Here is a 16,000-nt window from a genome sequence, read left to right on the forward strand (position 1 = left end):
CATATGAAAAATAGCGATTATTTCCCAAGATCACGCCATTAACCAATCATTCTACCGGAAGCTGCACAAAATACTCATTCCCTCTTCTTACAGTCAATTGACTTCTTCTCAACCAAGGATTATAGGTCTTCAGCTCCTTATAGTTACTTCCATGCTTAATCGCCCAGTCCGCCAAATCTTTCACATTGCTTTTGATGCCTAATGTCCTTAGCTCTGGAAGGCTGTACAGATCATCCTTGCTTAATTCAAACCCATATTTCTTCGGATTTTCAAAAATTGTTTTAAAAGCCAATATTCTAAACATGTACCTACTGGTCTCTTCATTTAATAAAAGATCATAGTAGTCGGGCTGGTGCTGATCATTTATCCTTCTGCTTAGCCCGGCTTGGCCTATATTATAACTAGCAGCTACATTGGTCCACTGACCAAATTTTGCATAAGACTTCTTGATGTATTTACAGGCAGCCAAAGTAGCCTTCTCAAAATGATACCTTTCATCCACTTCCTTATTTACTTCCAAGCCATAATCCTTTGCTGTCCCCTCCATAAACTGCCAAAATCCCCTAGCACCCGCTGGAGATACAACATTCATCAGGCCAGATTCTATCATGGCCACATATTTGAAATCATCTGGCACCCCATTCTCGGCCAATATCTTTTCAATGGTAGGCAAAAATTTCCCTGCACGCTTCATCATCAATAGCATATTGGACTCCCAATACACATTAACATAAATTTCTCTCTCCAACCGCTCCTTGATATCCCTTTCCTTTAAGGGCACTTCCTCTCCTGCAAAATCCAGCTTCTCGGGCAGATCGAACAGCTTTACCCTTGCCCCTGTCGAACTGGGCTGGGGACCAATATGAGCCTCTGTCCTTTCTCGAAAGGAAATATTTTCTTGAGGATTGTTTTTGTAATAAAGTACTAAACCAAAAAGTACGGCCACTAGGCCGTACAAAACGTAAATATGATAATTTTTCAAAATTAGAAATTCGGAGATAATAGGTATTTATTATAAAATTCGTCGATCAACTTGACCGCTTCCTCAGCTGTGTCCACTACCGAGAACAAGTCCATATCTTCTGGACTTATATTTTTGTGTTTTTCCAGCATCACACTTTCTATCCAATCTATCAATCCTTCCCAGAATTCCTTGCCGACCAAAATAATCGGAAAGCGGCCTGTTTTTTTGGTTTGGATCAATGTCATGGCCTCGAAAAGCTCATCCATCGTTCCAAAACCTCCAGGAAGAACTATAAAGCCCTGAGCATATTTTACAAACATAACCTTTCTGACAAAGAAATAGTCAAATGTTATCAATTTATCCTGATCAATATAAATATTATTGAACTGTTCAAAAGGCAATTGTATGTTCAAGCCCACAGATTTACCATTTTCTGCATGAGCTCCTTTGTTTCCTGCTTCCATGATACCAGGTCCACCACCTGTAATTACCCCATAGCCGTGCCTGACCAATTTAGAAGCCAACTCTTCCGCTATTTTATAATACTTATTTCCTTGTGGGGTACGGGCCGAGCCAAATATCGACACACAAGGTCCTATTTTGGCTAATTTTTCAAAACCCTCCACAAACTCCGACATGACCTTAAAAATCACCCATGAGTTTGCACTTTTGATTTCGCTCCAATCTTTCTCCTTAAAAGCTCGGCGTATTCTTTCTTCTTCTGTCATCTCCTTTTTTTTGGGTTCTCCGTTCATCATAATCATTAAGGTTTAAAAAACTTCGATCGAGACTTTTCTAAAAGTGGGTACTTTTAGCTACTTATATTAATCTTTTCCATTATTAATAAAACGCAAAAAAAACACCATTAGTTAAATCCCAATGTATAATTAAGGCCATTTCAGATCCTGTTTTAGCTCCCAAGCTTTGAATAAACAGACCCAATACCAGTACAAAACAAAGGTAAAAAACCAACTAATCCATTGTTTTACAGATCAATACACACAGTAATTAAGTTCATGATATTAATCATCCTATGATAAAAGCCTGCTCGCAAAAATTTGTTGAAAAATTCACTATTTCAACAAAGCATTACCTTTGAACTCTCTGAAATTTAAAGTCTGCTCAAAAAAAGAGGCATATAAAAAAACAAAATATCCCTACAGAATAGCATTGGTTTATATCCAATTTGATCTAGATTCATTAGAGCTATATCACTGAAACATATGACCATATTAAGTATACTCAAATGAAAAAGCTGCTTCAAATGCCTTAGGAAGCAATCCTAAAGAGTTAATTTTGCACTAAAGGTCATCCAATATTAGTTTTTGGTGCGAGCTTTTTGATGTATATTGTAACATATTAATCTCTTGAATAAATTTTTAATTATAAATCTAAAATGATGCTAAACGCCGCTGAGATTATCAAGACTGTCAAAAAGCTAATTGAGGTCAGGATAGAAATGGTCAAAAAGGATTTTGAGGGACAAATAGCTCAGGTAATTACCAAAGTTGCCCTTTTGAGCATGATGGTGATTTTAGCTGTACTGATCCTTTTATTTTCCAGCATTTCCCTAGCATTCTATTTTGCTGAAATTACCTATTCCAATTCTCTTGGATTCTTATATGTTGGACTGATTTATTTGGGCCTTTTTATAGTATTATATATCATAAAAGACTCTAAAACCATTCAAAACTATATCCTTGAGGGATTGCATAAGTTTTTTGTATACACCAAAAACCAGAAAAAAGATCATGACGAATAAAGACCTTAGGCAGGAAGCCGCTGATCTGGAAAAGCAACTGGAACAGCAAATTGGCACTTTGAAAAAAGAGTCTGAAACTTGGGTTAAGTTTGGGGGAGCTGTTCTGGCCGGAGGAATCCTTTCTTACGGGGTCTCAAAAATGTTCAGAAAAAAGAAAGACAAAAAACTTAAAAGACTGATCAAGGATTTGGAAAGTGAAGGAGCAATCGAAAAAAACACACTCAAAAAGGCTAATAAGAAGAAATCCTCCTTATTGGGCTCCATGGGAAAAAGACTTTTTATGGTTTTGCTATCAGCAGGTCAGGCAAAATTGATGAACGAATTATCAAAAAAAGCAGCTAATGCCAATAAAAAAGCCTGATCATATTAGCAGAAAACTTCAAGAACTGCATTTAACTGGTCAAAAAGCAGTGGCCCTGCTGATAGACCCAGAAAAAGTAGCGGACAAACGCCCCTTTGAAGCATTGATCAATATGGCGGCCGATAAAGCTATCGATTTCTTCTTTGTAGGGGGCAGCTTGCTTACAGCACAAAATATCCATAAGCTCATTTCTTTTATTAAAGGGATATGCCCTACAATACCAGTAGTAATTTTTCCGGGCAATGTCATCCAAGTAAGTGACTTGGCAGATGGTATTTTATTTCTAACGCTTATTTCCGGAAGAAACCCAGAACTATTAATTGGTCAACAGGTAACAGCTGCGCCAATCCTGGCCAAGACCAATTTGGAGGTTCTGCCAACAGGATATATGCTGGTCAATAATGGGGAAATTACCAGCGTCAACTATATCAGTCAGACCATGCCACTTCCCAACAATAAGCCTGCATTGGCAGTAGCTACAGCCCTGGCAGGAAAGTTTTTGGGATTAAAACATCTTTTCCTTGATGCCGGCAGCGGGGCATCCAGCACAGTAAGTGAAAACATCATTTCCCAAGTAAAAGAACATACAGCATGTCCATTGATAGTAGGAGGGGGCATCAATTCGGTGGAAAAAGCAAAAGCTGCCTGGAATGCGGGAGCTGATTTGATTGTTTTAGGAAATGGGGTAGAAAAAAACCCCGATCTGCTGACCGAGGTTCTTGATTATGTTCATGTCTATAACTTATCCCTGAACGTTAATTAGGGATTCTCTTCTTCTCATTTTTCCTGCAGGCAATCCATACATCATCTTAAATCTTCTACAGAAATAGGCAGTGTCCTTATATCCAACTTCCTTGCCTATATCACGGATGCTTTTCTTAGTAGTCCTTAGCAGATCCACTGCAGCTTCCATTCTTTGGTATTCGATATAATCCTGAGGATTGATTCCGGTAAGCATTTTAAAATACTGGCCTACATAGTCTTCTGATACATTGGCCACCTTCGCCAGTATCTTATTAGAAAGGTCTCCACCGATGTTTTTCTTGATATAATTAAACATATCGATTAATCGAGGGTCTTTAAAATAAGTACTATTGGTAGACATTTCTTCTACAAATAGACGGTTTTTAAGAATATGCCTCACCAATTCCACAACCAAAAGCTCGGTATGCAATTTGATCACACGTTCCTTACCAGGAGTATTTTGTTCCGATTCCTTAACAACGTCTTCTATTATTGATGCTAGACGGTCATTGAAACGAATTATAAATGGTGGAATCCCCAATGAGTTGAAGAAATTAACCACATCAAAAACTTTCGCTTCAAAGGTAACGAGGGTCATACAATCCTCTTCTACTTTTTTGATGTCCTTGAAACTAATACTCTGGAGATGCTTTTTCTTGTTTTCGACAAAGCTATCATTATTTGCCTCGCCTCTTTTGGTAGCTGGACCAAAGGTAACCTTCGAAGCCCTTCCTGCAGGAATAAATAGGATCTCTCCTTCATTTACTACTTCCTGCTCTTCGCCAAATTTCAAGACTCCTTGATGTAATAATATAACAGTATTATCAGGTTCAATATAGTCAGTGACCGTAATAGGTCTTTCCACCTTAAAATTATTCCCCCTCATATACCGTACACCAACGGATTCTATGACTTTATTGTAATATTCCATGATAAATGTATTAATTGAGTGACGCGTAAAAGTATAACTTTTTTAACATTTATATAATAAAAATAATACATTATTTCAAGTCGATAAAATATTTGCACATTTTTTTGCCAAACATTGTACTTTTTTAACCTTTCCGGTATTATCTTAATAGGGATCGGGATATAACTATTTTTTGAATCTCGCTAGTTCCTTCATAAATCTGAGTAATTTTTGCATCCCTCATCAGTCTTTCTACATGATATTCTTTGACAAATCCATATCCGCCATGTATTTGGACAGCTTCTATTGTAACATCCATAGCCACTTTAGAGGCATAGAGTTTGGCCATAGCGCTGGCATGGCCATAGTCCATGCCTTGGTCCTTGAGCCAAGCAGCCTTCATCACCAATAGCCTTGCAGCTTCTATCTCCGTTGCCATGTCCGCCAATTTAAATTGAATAGCTTGGTGCTGACTAATAGGCTTGCCAAAGGTTTTTCTTTCCTTGGAATAAGCAAGTGCCAACTCATATGCACCCGAGGCTATCCCCAATGCCTGTGCGGCAATCCCAATTCTTCCTCCGTCTAAGGTTTTCATCGCAAAGGAAAAACCAAAGCCGTCTTCTCCAATACGATTTTCTTTGGGAACTTTGACATCATTGAACATTAATGAATGGGTATCTGAGCCACGAATTCCTAATTTATCCTCCTTCTTTCCTACTTCGAAGCCTTCCATATCCTTCTCAAGGATAAATACAGAGATTCCTTTGTGCTTCCTTTCTGGATCTGTCTGAGCGATAACCAAATAAATACTTGCAGTATTCCCATTGGTAATCCAGTTTTTGGTACCATTGATAAGATAATGATCACCTTTATCCTCCGCAATGGTCCTTTGCGAGGTAGCATCTGAACCTGCCTCAGGCTCTGAAAGGCAGAAAGCACCAAGTACTTCCCCTGCAGCAAGGGGCTTAAGGTATTTCTCTTTTTGAGCTTCGCTGCCATATTTCTCCAATCCCCAACAAACCAGACTATTATTTACTGACATGGCCACTGATGCGGAAGCATCAATTTTAGAAATTTCCTCTATGGCCAAGACATATGATATAGTATCCATTCCCCCTCCATTATACTTGGGATCCACCATCATGCCTAAAAATCCCAGCTCTCCCATTTGCTTGATTTGGTCCTTAGGGAAAGTAGCATGTGTATCTCGATCAATTACTCCGGGTAAAAGTTCAGTTCGGGCGAAATCTCTTGCAGCATCTCTAACGGCTATCTGTTCTTCTGTGAGGGTAAAGTTCATCTGTTTTGGGTTTATTTATAGAATAGAGGAATATAGTCCAAAAAAACAAAAGGGGCAATTGCTTGCCCCTTTTCAACTATTTAATTCTATTAATTTCCTCTTAATCCCTGCCTCCAAAAAAGACAGAGGCATAATATGCCAAAGTAGCCAATGATGCCAAAGCAGCTACCACATAAGTCATGGCAGCCCATTTCAGGGCATCTTTAGACATGCTGTATTCTGAGGAGGTTACTATATTTCTTTCCTGCACCCAAGCCAAGGCCCTCCTACTGGCATCAAATTCCACTGGTAAAGTCACAAAGGTAAATAAAGTCATGATCCCATAGGCTCCTACCACTATCACCCCAATGAACTCATACGGCAATCCAATCAAGAACCCACCAAATAATGAAGCAATTAAGACAATGTTCAAGATTTTGCCGCTTGCATTCTGCATTGGCACCATGGCAGACCTAAGGTTTAACCAAGCATATGCCTGGGCATGCTGTACTGCGTGTCCACACTCGTGGGCTGCTACAGCTGTGGCAGCTGCGTTTCTACCATAATATACATCAGGACTCAAGTTTACTGTTTTGTTCTGTGGATTATAATGATCGGTCAATTGACCGTCCACACAATTAACAGATACATTATGAATACCGTGATCTGCAAGCATCAATTCGGCTATTTCCTTTCCAGACAAATTAGACTGCAGAGCGGTTTGGGAATATTTCTTAAACTTACTTTTTAGCTTACTGCTTACTACAAAGCCTAAAATCCCAAATACAATTACAATTAAGATTAATAACATATTCTTGTTTATTTAAACACCTATTTAATACGCAACCCATCAGTTACTGGTTTTGATATCAAAGAGATTTTTGCCACAGCCAGTAAACTGATGGCACCTACCAAAACAACAATCAAAACCTGGGAACTATGAACAATAACTGCAAATATTTTGCCCTCTTCTTCACTTAGACCATATGTCATCAAAATAAAGGCCACTAGGGCATGAAAAGTACCGATCCCTCCTTGGACGGGGGCAATCATGCCAATACTGCCCATTACCATCACTACTAAAACGGAAGAGGGGGACAAATTGGCAGTGGAAGGAACTCCTAATGATATAAAATACATCATCAGAAAATAAATTATCCAAATAACAATCGAAGATAGCCAAAACCCCATTCTGTGCTCCATTCTTGAAACACTTTTCAGACCGGAAATAAATTCCCGCATAAAATGCTGGAACTTCTGAACAAGACCATGATCACGATACCTTCTCTTAATCCAGTAAATTACGATAATGAATAACAATAGCCCTCCAAGGAATAAGGGCAAATAGTTGAGCAATGCCTCTTTGAGGTTATCAACGGAAATCAAGTCTGCCGTTAAGCCCAGAAAAACATCCCGCTCCAAAATAAAGGCCAAGACAATCACCAAAAGCATAAAGAGTAAATCTACCGAGCGCTCCAATATTACGGTCCCCAGCAATTTACTCACTTGAAGATGATTAGTTTTCTTCAAAACTCCGCACCTGGCCACTTCTCCAGCCCTTGGAATTAGCATATTCACCAGATATCCTACCATCAAAGCCCAGAAGCTCCTTGCAGTAGATATTTTTTCATCCAAATCGGCATTGATCAACAGCTTCCAGCGCCAAGCCCTGATCCAAAACCCAAGCGTGGAAACAAAAATCGATAAGCCAATCCAAAAAAGTGAAGCCTGCTGAAGTGCATCCAACAGGCTTTCCATTTTAATATCTTTATATAAGAACCAAAAGATCCAAATTGCCACTGAAAGTGAGACCAATACTTGGATCCACTGCTTTAGAGATAGTTTCAAGCTTATATCAATTTGTTAGCATCATCCGGAAATATCACTATTGGCTTATACTTTTTGGCCTCTTCAAAGTCCATACTTGCATAAGAAATAATAATCACCATATCTCCCACCTGCGCTTTTCTTGCAGCAGGACCATTCAGACATACCATTCCGCTTCCTCTCTCTCCTTTGATCACATAGGTTTCCAGCCGCTCACCATTATTGATATTGACGATCTGCACCTTTTCATTCTCAATCATGTTGGCAGCATCCATCAAATCCTCATCAATAGTGATACTCCCTACATAATGGAGCTCTGCCTGTGTAATCTTAACCCTGTGAATCTTAGATTTCAATAACTGAATTTGCATCATTCTTTAAATTTGCCACAAATTTAAACATTAAATCGGTAAGTTGTCGATTAACCTTACATCTCCAACAAATGCTGCAGTGCAAAGTGAATATTTTTGACCTTGACCAAAATCCGTAATATGTTGCTCAACGACCATATTTAGGGTATCAGTTTCAACTAACTCAAAATATTCGAGTTTCACTCCATCTACCTGATTAAATTTGTGTTGTATTTTATCTCTAAGCTCAAACCATGACTTCCCTGCTAAAAGTTCATTTTTAACAAAAACCATTGACTCATAGAGCACTAAAGCCTTTTTTCTATCTTCCGCATCCAACCTTCGGTTTCTGGATGACATGGCCAAACCATCTTCTTCCCTTACAGTAGGCACCACGACCAGATCCACAGCAAAGGAAAGGTCATTGACCATCTGCCTAATAATGGCTACTTGCTGTAAATCCTTTTGCCCAAAATATGCCTTATCTGGACCAATAATATGGAACAATTTAGAAACCACTATTCCTACACCGTTAAAGTGTCCTGGCCTCATAGCTCCCTCAAGAATAGTTTCCAAAGTCCCAAAGTCCATTTTCAACTTTGCTTCCTCAGGATACATCTCCTCAACTTCAGGCAAAAACACATAATCCACTCCTTTGATCTCCAACATTTTAAGATCCTCCTCCACAGTTCTGGGATATTTCTCAAGATCAGCAAAATTATTGAATTGGGTAGGGTTCACGAAAATCGAAACCACCGTCACATCCGAATGATATTTGGACTTTTCCACTAAATTCAGATGACCCTCATGCAAGGCCCCCATAGTGGGCACCAATCCTATCGACTGCCCTGCATTTCTGTGCTTAAACAGCTGATCTTTAGCCTGATATTTTGTTTTAAGTATTTTCACTTGCCATTGGATTTAGCTTTGCAAAATAGGAGCAAAAGTAAATTATTCTGGATAATATCAATGGGTTTTTGTAATTTTTTTTGTATCTTTGTAGTCCCGTATTATCCCTCAATAAAAAAAACAAGATATGTCTAAACTTCGTATTCTCTACGTAGCAAGTGAAATCAATCCATTTCTTCAAACCTCTGAGGTTGCCAACTTTGTCAGGGCTTTACCACAGGCCATGCAAGAGAAAGGAATGGAAATCCGTATTCTTGTTCCTAGATTTGGATTGATCAATGAAAGAAAGAACAGGTTGCATGAAGTGGTAAGACTTTCAGGAATCAACATTTCTGTCGGTGAGGAAGAAAAACCATTGATTATCAAGGTGGCTTCAATCCCTAACGCGAAACTTCAAGTATATTTTATTGACAATGAAGACTATTTTCAGAGGAAAAGCGTTTTCTTTGACAAACAAGAAAAATTCTATGAAGACAATGACGAAAGAGCCATTTTCTTCTGTAAAGGAGTAATTGAAACAGTTAAAAAATTAGGCTGGGCGCCAGACGTTGTTCACTGTAATGACTGGATGACGAGTCTGATTCCATTATACCTAAAAACGACCTATAAAAACGAACCGTTGTTCAAAGACACAAAATCAGTCTTTACTATTTATAATAACGGATTTAATCATAAATTTGGCGATGATTTGTTGGAGAAAGTAAAAATGGTTGACATTGATGACAGCATCCTTGCTCCTTTAAAGTCTAAGGACTATGAAGGCTTCCTTAAAATAGGAATGGAATATGCAGATGTGGTTATCAAGGGCGATGAAATCTCTGACAGTCTGAATCAAATCATTGAAGAGTGCTCTAAAGATAAAAAGTGTGAGATTAACAACGAAGAAGAAGAAGAACAACTTTTTGAAAGTTACTACAACATCTATACGGACCTGGCAGGCTAAGCTTGCTGGTCTCTTATTAGTTTCTACCACGTTAAATAGTTCCTGTACCGATCCTTCTGATGTTGGATTGATATTGGACCCAGATATAAATCAGATAGGGGTTTTCTACGCAGAAATACCCCTTTCTGCTTATTTGGTGGATGTAGATTCTATGAATACCACCAATCCATTCCGATTAGTAGTCGGAGGCGATAATAGTGAGTATTTCGGTAGGACCGAATCTATCGGTTATAGTAGGATGAGCTTTGATCCTGATAGGACCAAACCAAGTACCGACGCCATTTTTGACTCGGCCAGATTCAATTTAAATATCACCTCCTTGACGGCAGAAGATTTAGACAACCTCAAAAGCTTTTCTGCCCATAAACTCACGGAACCGATATTAGATACCACTTATTATAATTTCGATCACTTAGATTACGAGGAAAGTCCCTTTGCTGCCGGATCTTTTATGCTAAAGGAAAATTCCGACACATTGGTAGCCATGAATATGGATGAAGCCTTCGCAATGGATCTTTTCACTAAGCTGCAAAATGATGATCCTGTCTTTAATAATATTTTTTCATTTAGAAATTACTTCCCTGGTTTTGCCCTAAAGGGAAATCCTGACGAAGAAACTGCTATCAACGTATCCGCTGGAGAAGCTACCGGGATCAAAATTTATTATCATGAAGATGAAGACGACACTGTTTCCACTTCTTATACAATCTACACATTAGAATCCAGGCATTTTAATGGAATTCTGACAGAAAAAACCGGTACTCCTACTCAGGTAGTGGTAGAGAAAAACCAAGCCTATGACGTTGGAAATCTAGTTGGTGGAAAAAATCTTTTGGGATTAGTGGTAAAATTAGACATGGAACCACTTTCAAATTTCCTAGATACCTTAGAAAATGTTACCTTCAACCAAGCGCTATTGGAGCTAGGACCTGTTGAGAATTTTCCTGATGGTAAACTTCCACCTGCGAGTTTAATCCCTTACTTCACGGATGAAACCAACAAAATACTTACTAGGGAAACGGATGGTATTCTTTTATCCATTCAGTCAGATGGATACAATCAAACTGTAACTGATGAAGATGGCAATGTAATCCCTGCATTTACACCAGCAGGAGCTAACCCATTACTCTTCAATTCTGAAAAGTTCAATTACGAAATTAGCATAAGCTCATATGTTAATTCCCTTTTCAGAACTGATGTAGCAAGAACCGATATTTTATTATACCCAAGAACCCCAAGTACTCAAGGCTCTCCATACTATCAACCTGACGAGATCCGTTCTCTAAGAGAATATGTACTGAACCAAAACTCTATCAAACTTAAAATTTTCTATACTAAAATGAGATAGCTTTAAATAAATTTCCGACCCTAATAAACAAAAACTTTTATGTGTGGAATTGTAGCCTATGTTGGCAAGCAGGAAGCCCTGCCTGTCATCATAAAAGGCCTAAAAAGACTCGAATATCGAGGCTATGACAGTGCCGGTGTGGCCTTACTAAATGAAGCCGGCCTGAATGTCTACAAAAAAAAAGGGAAAGTTTCCGAATTGGAAAACTCCCTTTTGGACAACACCAACCTCCATTCCCATATCGGGATAGGTCATACGAGATGGGCAACGCATGGTGAACCCAACGATGTAAATGCCCACCCTCATTATTCCTCATCAGAAAATTTCGCCATGATCCATAACGGGATCATCGAAAACTATGATGTGTTGAAAACTGACCTGATCAATAAGGGATATACCTTTCACAGTGAAACAGACTCCGAAGTCTTCATCAACTTTATCGAAGACATTTATCAAAACAACAACTGCAGCATAGAAGAGGCTGTGCGCTTGGCCCTACATAAAATTGTGGGTGCTTATGCAATTGTTTTGATGCACAAGGATGAACCGGACACACTGATAGCTGCCAGAAAGGGATCTCCTTTGGTTATTGGAGTTGGTCAAGACGAATTCTTCCTGGCTTCCGACGCAACACCTATCGTGGAATACACCAACCAGGTCGTATACTTGGACGACTATGAAATTGCCGTAATCCGGGATGCCAAACTACAGATCAAGACCATTGAAAATGTAGAAACCCACCCTTATATCAACCAATTGGAGATGGAATTGGAATCCATCGAAAAGGGTGGATTTGATCACTTTATGCTTAAAGAGATCAGCGAGCAGCCCAGATCCATTGCAGATTGTATGCGTGGTAGGCTGGATGCGAAAGGAGGCAGGCTGGTCTTAGGTGGATTGAGGGACTATATGAACAAGTTCCAAAATGCTGACAGGATCATCATCACGGCTTGTGGCACCAGCTGGCATGCCGGATTGGTCGCAGAATACCTCTTTGAAGAATTCGCCAGGGTACCCGTTGAGGTGGAATATGCTTCAGAATTCAGGTACAGAAATCCTGTGATCAACAGCAAGGATTTTGTCATTGCCATTTCCCAGTCAGGTGAAACAGCCGATACTTTGGCGGCTATTGAGCTGGCCAAATCTAAGGGAGCAACCATCTTTGGCGTATGTAATGTAGTAGGATCTTCCATCGCCAGGGCAACGCATGCGGGTTCATATACCCATGCCGGCCCGGAAATCGGGGTCGCCTCCACAAAAGCTTTTACAGCCCAAATCTCCGTGCTTTCCATGATGGCCCTTATGCTAGGTTATCAAAGAGGCACTTTGCCTGAAAGCAAATACATGCAGCTTTTAAGTGAATTGGAAGCCATTCCTGCAAAAGTTGAAAAGGCCTTGAAGTTAAATGAGCAGATAGAAAAAATATCCGCACAGTATAAAGACGCAAGTAACTTCCTTTACCTAGGTAGGGGATATAATTTCCCTGTTGCTCTGGAAGGAGCTTTGAAGCTAAAAGAAATTTCCTACATCCATGCAGAAGGATACCCTGCCGCTGAAATGAAGCACGGACCTATTGCTTTGATTGACGAGGAAATGCCCGTTGTTTTCATTGCTACCCAAGACAGTTCCTATGAAAAAGTAGTCAGCAATATCCAAGAGGTAAAAGCGAGAAAAGGAAAGATCATAGCTGTAGTAACTGAAGGTGATCAAACCGTGAAGAAAATGGCCGATCATGTCATTGAAATCCCTAAGGCCCATGAAGCCTTTGTCCCTTTGATTTCTGTGATTCCTTTGCAGCAGCTTTCTTACCATATCGCAGTGATGCGAGGCTGTAATGTCGACCAACCTAGAAATCTGGCAAAGTCCGTTACAGTAGAGTAAAAATAAACATCCAAAACAAACAATAAAGGCTCAGGACCAAAACGGTTCCGAGCCTTTTATTTTTACTTCTATATGATTTACTGTGGATAACTTTTAATTTGTTTGTCAAATTTCAGAGTGACTTTCACCTCATCCCGTTTGTTACTTTTTTCCTACAGGTGAAAAAAGTAACAAAAAACCCCGCCGCTATACATCTATTGAGCTAAAATTAAAACCCGCCCTCATGCAGGCAAACTCCTCCTGCATAGCTGACTGCGGCCTCTTTGTTTAGCATTCCGTCAAACGAGCCTGTCTTCTTATTTACCCACTTCTTTAATTTCTTAACACTCAATATCTGTAAGGCGGATTTGCAAACACACTAAAGATCTCCTGCGACAGGTTAGCTAGGATGGTCTTCCTTATTAAGGTTTAGCCACACTATTCCAATTAGAGCCTTATCTTTTTATCCACTTAGAAGTAAAAACTTCATCATTAGTAAAAATGGATATAATATAAATCCCAGTAGAAAGCTTTTTCAATTTTTGAGCTGCGGGGATTTGGAGATCTTTGACAAAACCTTCCAAGGTTTGAAATTCCAAACCTTGGATATCTTGAATTTGTATAATGCCCCACTTTGAATACAAATTCTCTGGCATTTGAAAATGAATATTTCCACTGGCATAAGGATTAGGAAAAACCTTAATGGACTCAATATTATTCGTATCCCTTTTCAGCCCAAAAACAGGGGAAAACTCAATTTCTCCATATTTATCCACAGCCCCGATCTTATAATAGACCTGTGGATAAATCCATGATACACTATCCTTGAACTGATATTTATCTATCAATCTATTTTTATTCCCTATTGGTGCTATTCCGATTAATTCAAACTTATCCACATTAAACAAAGATCTATAGACCTCATAATAATCGATGTCTTTTGTCTTTTCAACCCTCCAAAACACCCAATTATCTGCCTCATCCCTTTTGGCAAAATAAGCCAACCAATCCAGCGGAAGAATGGAAGCTGTAACATAGCTTCCTACAGTAAAATCTTTCCCATCCATTTCATCAAGAGACAGTTCCCTTCTTGCAAAAAACTCTCCACCAATATCTTCAGCAGCCAAGTGCTCTCCCGAAGCTGCAATATGATCGCCCACAATTCGAATGTCGTCAACATTATCCACAATTAGATCATCAGCAGATATCTTAAGTGTCAAGTCGCTATTATCCGTCACTGAAGCATTAATAGTAAAATAACTATTGAGCTGATACAGGATATTTGTTCCATCATCATCCAAGAAGTTTGCATGATGGTCTACTCCAGGCACCTGTTGATAAGTAATAGAAAGCGCTGAATTTAAAGCAGTATGAACACCCTCAAATTGCACTTTTCTTATTCCACCTTCATATTTATCCACAAAAGGAAAAGTAGCATTTGTGCTGTTTAAAACTACAGGAATTTGGCCATAGTGAAGCTGAATAAGTTTATGCCAACTACCCTCCGAATACTGGTAGGAACCTAAACCACTACTATTGATATATAAATCATGATTGGTAAAATCGATTTCTCCCTGCAACATCATAAAGTCATTGGTTACCTCCAGGTCATCATCAAAGCTGAGCATTCCTCCGGATTTGTCAACTTCCAAGTCTGATACAGAAAGTGCAAAACCTGCAATATCCTGGTCTGTTGTCCCGTTTATCGTCAAGAAAGTGCTATTATCCAATATATTCCCACCTCCCAATCTCTCCATATCCCCTTTAACCTCTAATATCAGTGGCAACTCCTTTTGGGCATCACCTTCAAAAACCAGGTGATTATATTCCCATGGCTCAACTGCTCCTAACATACTAGCGATTACGAAATTTTGATTCCCAGAATTTGAAGCATAATAAACTGTACCATGAAAATTGACTGTAATAGCATTTATCTCAGGATCATTACCATTAAAAATCAACTCCCCACCATCTTCCAAATCCAACAAGGATGCTGGAACCAAGCCACTGGCTGATCGAAAAAGAATTCCTTCAGAACAATCCGATTCCAAACTTGCTCCATTCTCAATAATTAAATCCCCATAAGCCCCAATGACCGCTGGATCATTATTAAATGAAAAGCTGGCACAGTCTGTACCAGGCACGCCTGCTTGTATTACTTTCCCAGCCTTAATCACAAATCTATTTGCCTTAACAGATTCCTGTATCCTTAAAATCTCACTAGGATCAGGATCAAAAACCATAGCATATTGGCTCCTCGTGCTAAAAGCACTCCAGGCCCCACTTGGAATAACCACCCTTGAAGTTCCTTTAAAAACAAGTTCGCTATTCACACTACTTCCAATCCAATCTATAGTATTCCAAGCTCCTCTTGGCGTACCTGGAACACTCCCTTCAAAAGCATTTAGACTGCCATAAACCTCCAATTGATAGTCATTGATATCCAGTTTCTTTCCTGTACTAAGTTCAGCGTTCAGATAGAGTGATTGAACCTCCTCATTTTGTTGCAGTGTTATATGATGCCCAAATGCTATGTAGACATCATTATTTGCCCCAGGCTTTACAGTACTAGCATTCCAACTGCTTCCATCAAAAACCTCCCAAATCAATATATCATCAAAATCTCCGCTTGAGATGGACTTATAAGCCCCGGTGGACTGGGCATAGCTATTCTGGGATAATATCCTTATGGTCATAAAAATTATGGATATTATCTTGTAATTTCGTTTCGGGATAAAAGCCC

16 protein-coding genes are annotated in these 16,000 nt (G+C 39.2%); 6 read left to right on the forward strand and 10 right to left on the reverse strand.

All coding sequences use genetic code 11. From position 1 onward, the window contains the following. Positions 1-46: 46 nt before the first annotated feature. Positions 47-982, reverse strand: coding sequence for a lytic transglycosylase domain-containing protein (locus tag KMW37_RS20440; protein WP_215226502.1), 936 nt, complete (start codon positions 980-982; stop codon positions 47-49). A gap of 2 nt (positions 983-984) precedes the next feature. Beyond that, complete coding sequence (locus KMW37_RS20445) at positions 985-1,719, reverse strand: LOG family protein (RefSeq protein ID WP_215226540.1); 735 nt, start codon at positions 1,717-1,719, stop codon at positions 985-987. Positions 1,720-2,360: 641 nt separating this feature from the next. Here KMW37_RS20445 and KMW37_RS20450 point away from each other — a divergent pair. From KMW37_RS20450 to KMW37_RS20460, 3 genes are read left to right on the forward strand one after another with little or no spacing between them, the layout of a single operon-like run. Beyond that, positions 2,361-2,726 carry a phage holin family protein gene (locus KMW37_RS20450; RefSeq protein ID WP_215226503.1) on the forward strand — a complete coding sequence of 122 codons (366 nt, stop codon included), beginning with the start codon at positions 2,361-2,363 and terminating at the stop codon, positions 2,724-2,726. After that, entirely contained in the window at positions 2,716-3,087 is a 372-nt protein-coding gene (locus KMW37_RS20455) for a hypothetical protein (protein ID WP_215226504.1), read from the forward strand. Before KMW37_RS20450 ends, KMW37_RS20455 begins: the two co-directional genes overlap by 11 nt. Continuing rightward, positions 3,068-3,850 carry a geranylgeranylglyceryl/heptaprenylglyceryl phosphate synthase gene (locus KMW37_RS20460; protein WP_215226505.1) on the forward strand — a complete coding sequence of 261 codons (783 nt, stop codon included), beginning with the start codon at positions 3,068-3,070 and terminating at the stop codon, positions 3,848-3,850. The genes KMW37_RS20455 and KMW37_RS20460 overlap by 20 nt, the downstream gene beginning before the upstream one ends. Here KMW37_RS20460 and KMW37_RS20465 read toward each other — a convergent pair. From KMW37_RS20465 to panC, 6 genes are all read right to left on the reverse strand, one after another. Further along, positions 3,830-4,762: an AraC family transcriptional regulator gene (locus tag KMW37_RS20465; RefSeq protein ID WP_215226506.1), complete on the reverse strand. Its 933-nt coding sequence runs from the start codon at positions 4,760-4,762 to the stop codon at positions 3,830-3,832. The two genes, KMW37_RS20460 and KMW37_RS20465, sit on opposite strands and share 21 nt — an antisense overlap. 139 nt (positions 4,763-4,901) lie before the next feature. Next, positions 4,902-6,041, reverse strand: a complete 1,140-nt coding sequence (locus KMW37_RS20470) for an acyl-CoA dehydrogenase (protein WP_215226507.1) — start codon at positions 6,039-6,041, stop codon at positions 4,902-4,904. Between the two features lie 100 nt (positions 6,042-6,141). Next, the gene (locus tag KMW37_RS20475; protein ID WP_215226508.1) at positions 6,142-6,831 is read right to left on the reverse strand and encodes a zinc metallopeptidase; all 690 of its coding nucleotides are present in this window, start codon (positions 6,829-6,831) and stop codon (positions 6,142-6,144) included. Between the two features lie 20 nt (positions 6,832-6,851). Then, the gene (locus KMW37_RS20480; protein WP_215226509.1) at positions 6,852-7,868 is read right to left on the reverse strand and encodes a lysylphosphatidylglycerol synthase transmembrane domain-containing protein; all 1,017 of its coding nucleotides are present in this window, start codon (positions 7,866-7,868) and stop codon (positions 6,852-6,854) included. A gap of 2 nt (positions 7,869-7,870) precedes the next feature. After that, complete coding sequence (panD, locus tag KMW37_RS20485) at positions 7,871-8,218, reverse strand: aspartate 1-decarboxylase (RefSeq protein WP_215226541.1); 348 nt, start codon at positions 8,216-8,218, stop codon at positions 7,871-7,873. Between the two features lie 30 nt (positions 8,219-8,248). Beyond that, positions 8,249-9,106, reverse strand: a complete 858-nt coding sequence (panC, locus tag KMW37_RS20490) for a pantoate--beta-alanine ligase (protein WP_215226510.1) — start codon at positions 9,104-9,106, stop codon at positions 8,249-8,251. A gap of 127 nt (positions 9,107-9,233) precedes the next feature. On the opposite strand from panC, the gene KMW37_RS20495 reads away from it, so the two are divergent. The 3 genes from KMW37_RS20495 to glmS are packed head-to-tail and all read left to right on the forward strand — an operon-like array spanning position 9,234 to position 13,278. Next, on the forward strand, positions 9,234-10,049 hold the full coding sequence (locus tag KMW37_RS20495; RefSeq protein ID WP_215226511.1) for a glycogen/starch synthase: 816 nt from the start codon (positions 9,234-9,236) through the stop codon (positions 10,047-10,049). After that, positions 9,973-11,397, forward strand: a complete 1,425-nt coding sequence (locus KMW37_RS20500) for a DUF4270 family protein (RefSeq protein ID WP_317195594.1) — start codon at positions 9,973-9,975, stop codon at positions 11,395-11,397. Before KMW37_RS20495 ends, KMW37_RS20500 begins: the two co-directional genes overlap by 77 nt. A gap of 39 nt (positions 11,398-11,436) precedes the next feature. After that, positions 11,437-13,278, forward strand: coding sequence for a glutamine--fructose-6-phosphate transaminase (isomerizing) (glmS, locus tag KMW37_RS20505; protein WP_215226512.1), 1,842 nt, complete (start codon positions 11,437-11,439; stop codon positions 13,276-13,278). A 208-nt stretch (positions 13,279-13,486) separates the two neighbouring features. Here glmS and KMW37_RS22565 read toward each other — a convergent pair whose 3' ends face one another. Beyond that, positions 13,487-13,609: a hypothetical protein gene (locus tag KMW37_RS22565; RefSeq protein ID WP_262898205.1), complete on the reverse strand. Its 123-nt coding sequence runs from the start codon at positions 13,607-13,609 to the stop codon at positions 13,487-13,489. 103 nt (positions 13,610-13,712) lie between these two features. Beyond that, the gene (locus KMW37_RS20510) at positions 13,713-15,953 is read right to left on the reverse strand and encodes a T9SS type A sorting domain-containing protein (RefSeq protein ID WP_215226513.1); all 2,241 of its coding nucleotides are present in this window, start codon (positions 15,951-15,953) and stop codon (positions 13,713-13,715) included. Positions 15,954-16,000 lie beyond the last annotated feature (47 nt).

The organism is Echinicola shivajiensis (assembly GCF_018642165.1).
In the GTDB taxonomy this organism is placed as follows: domain Bacteria; phylum Bacteroidota; class Bacteroidia; order Cytophagales; family Cyclobacteriaceae; genus Echinicola; species Echinicola shivajiensis.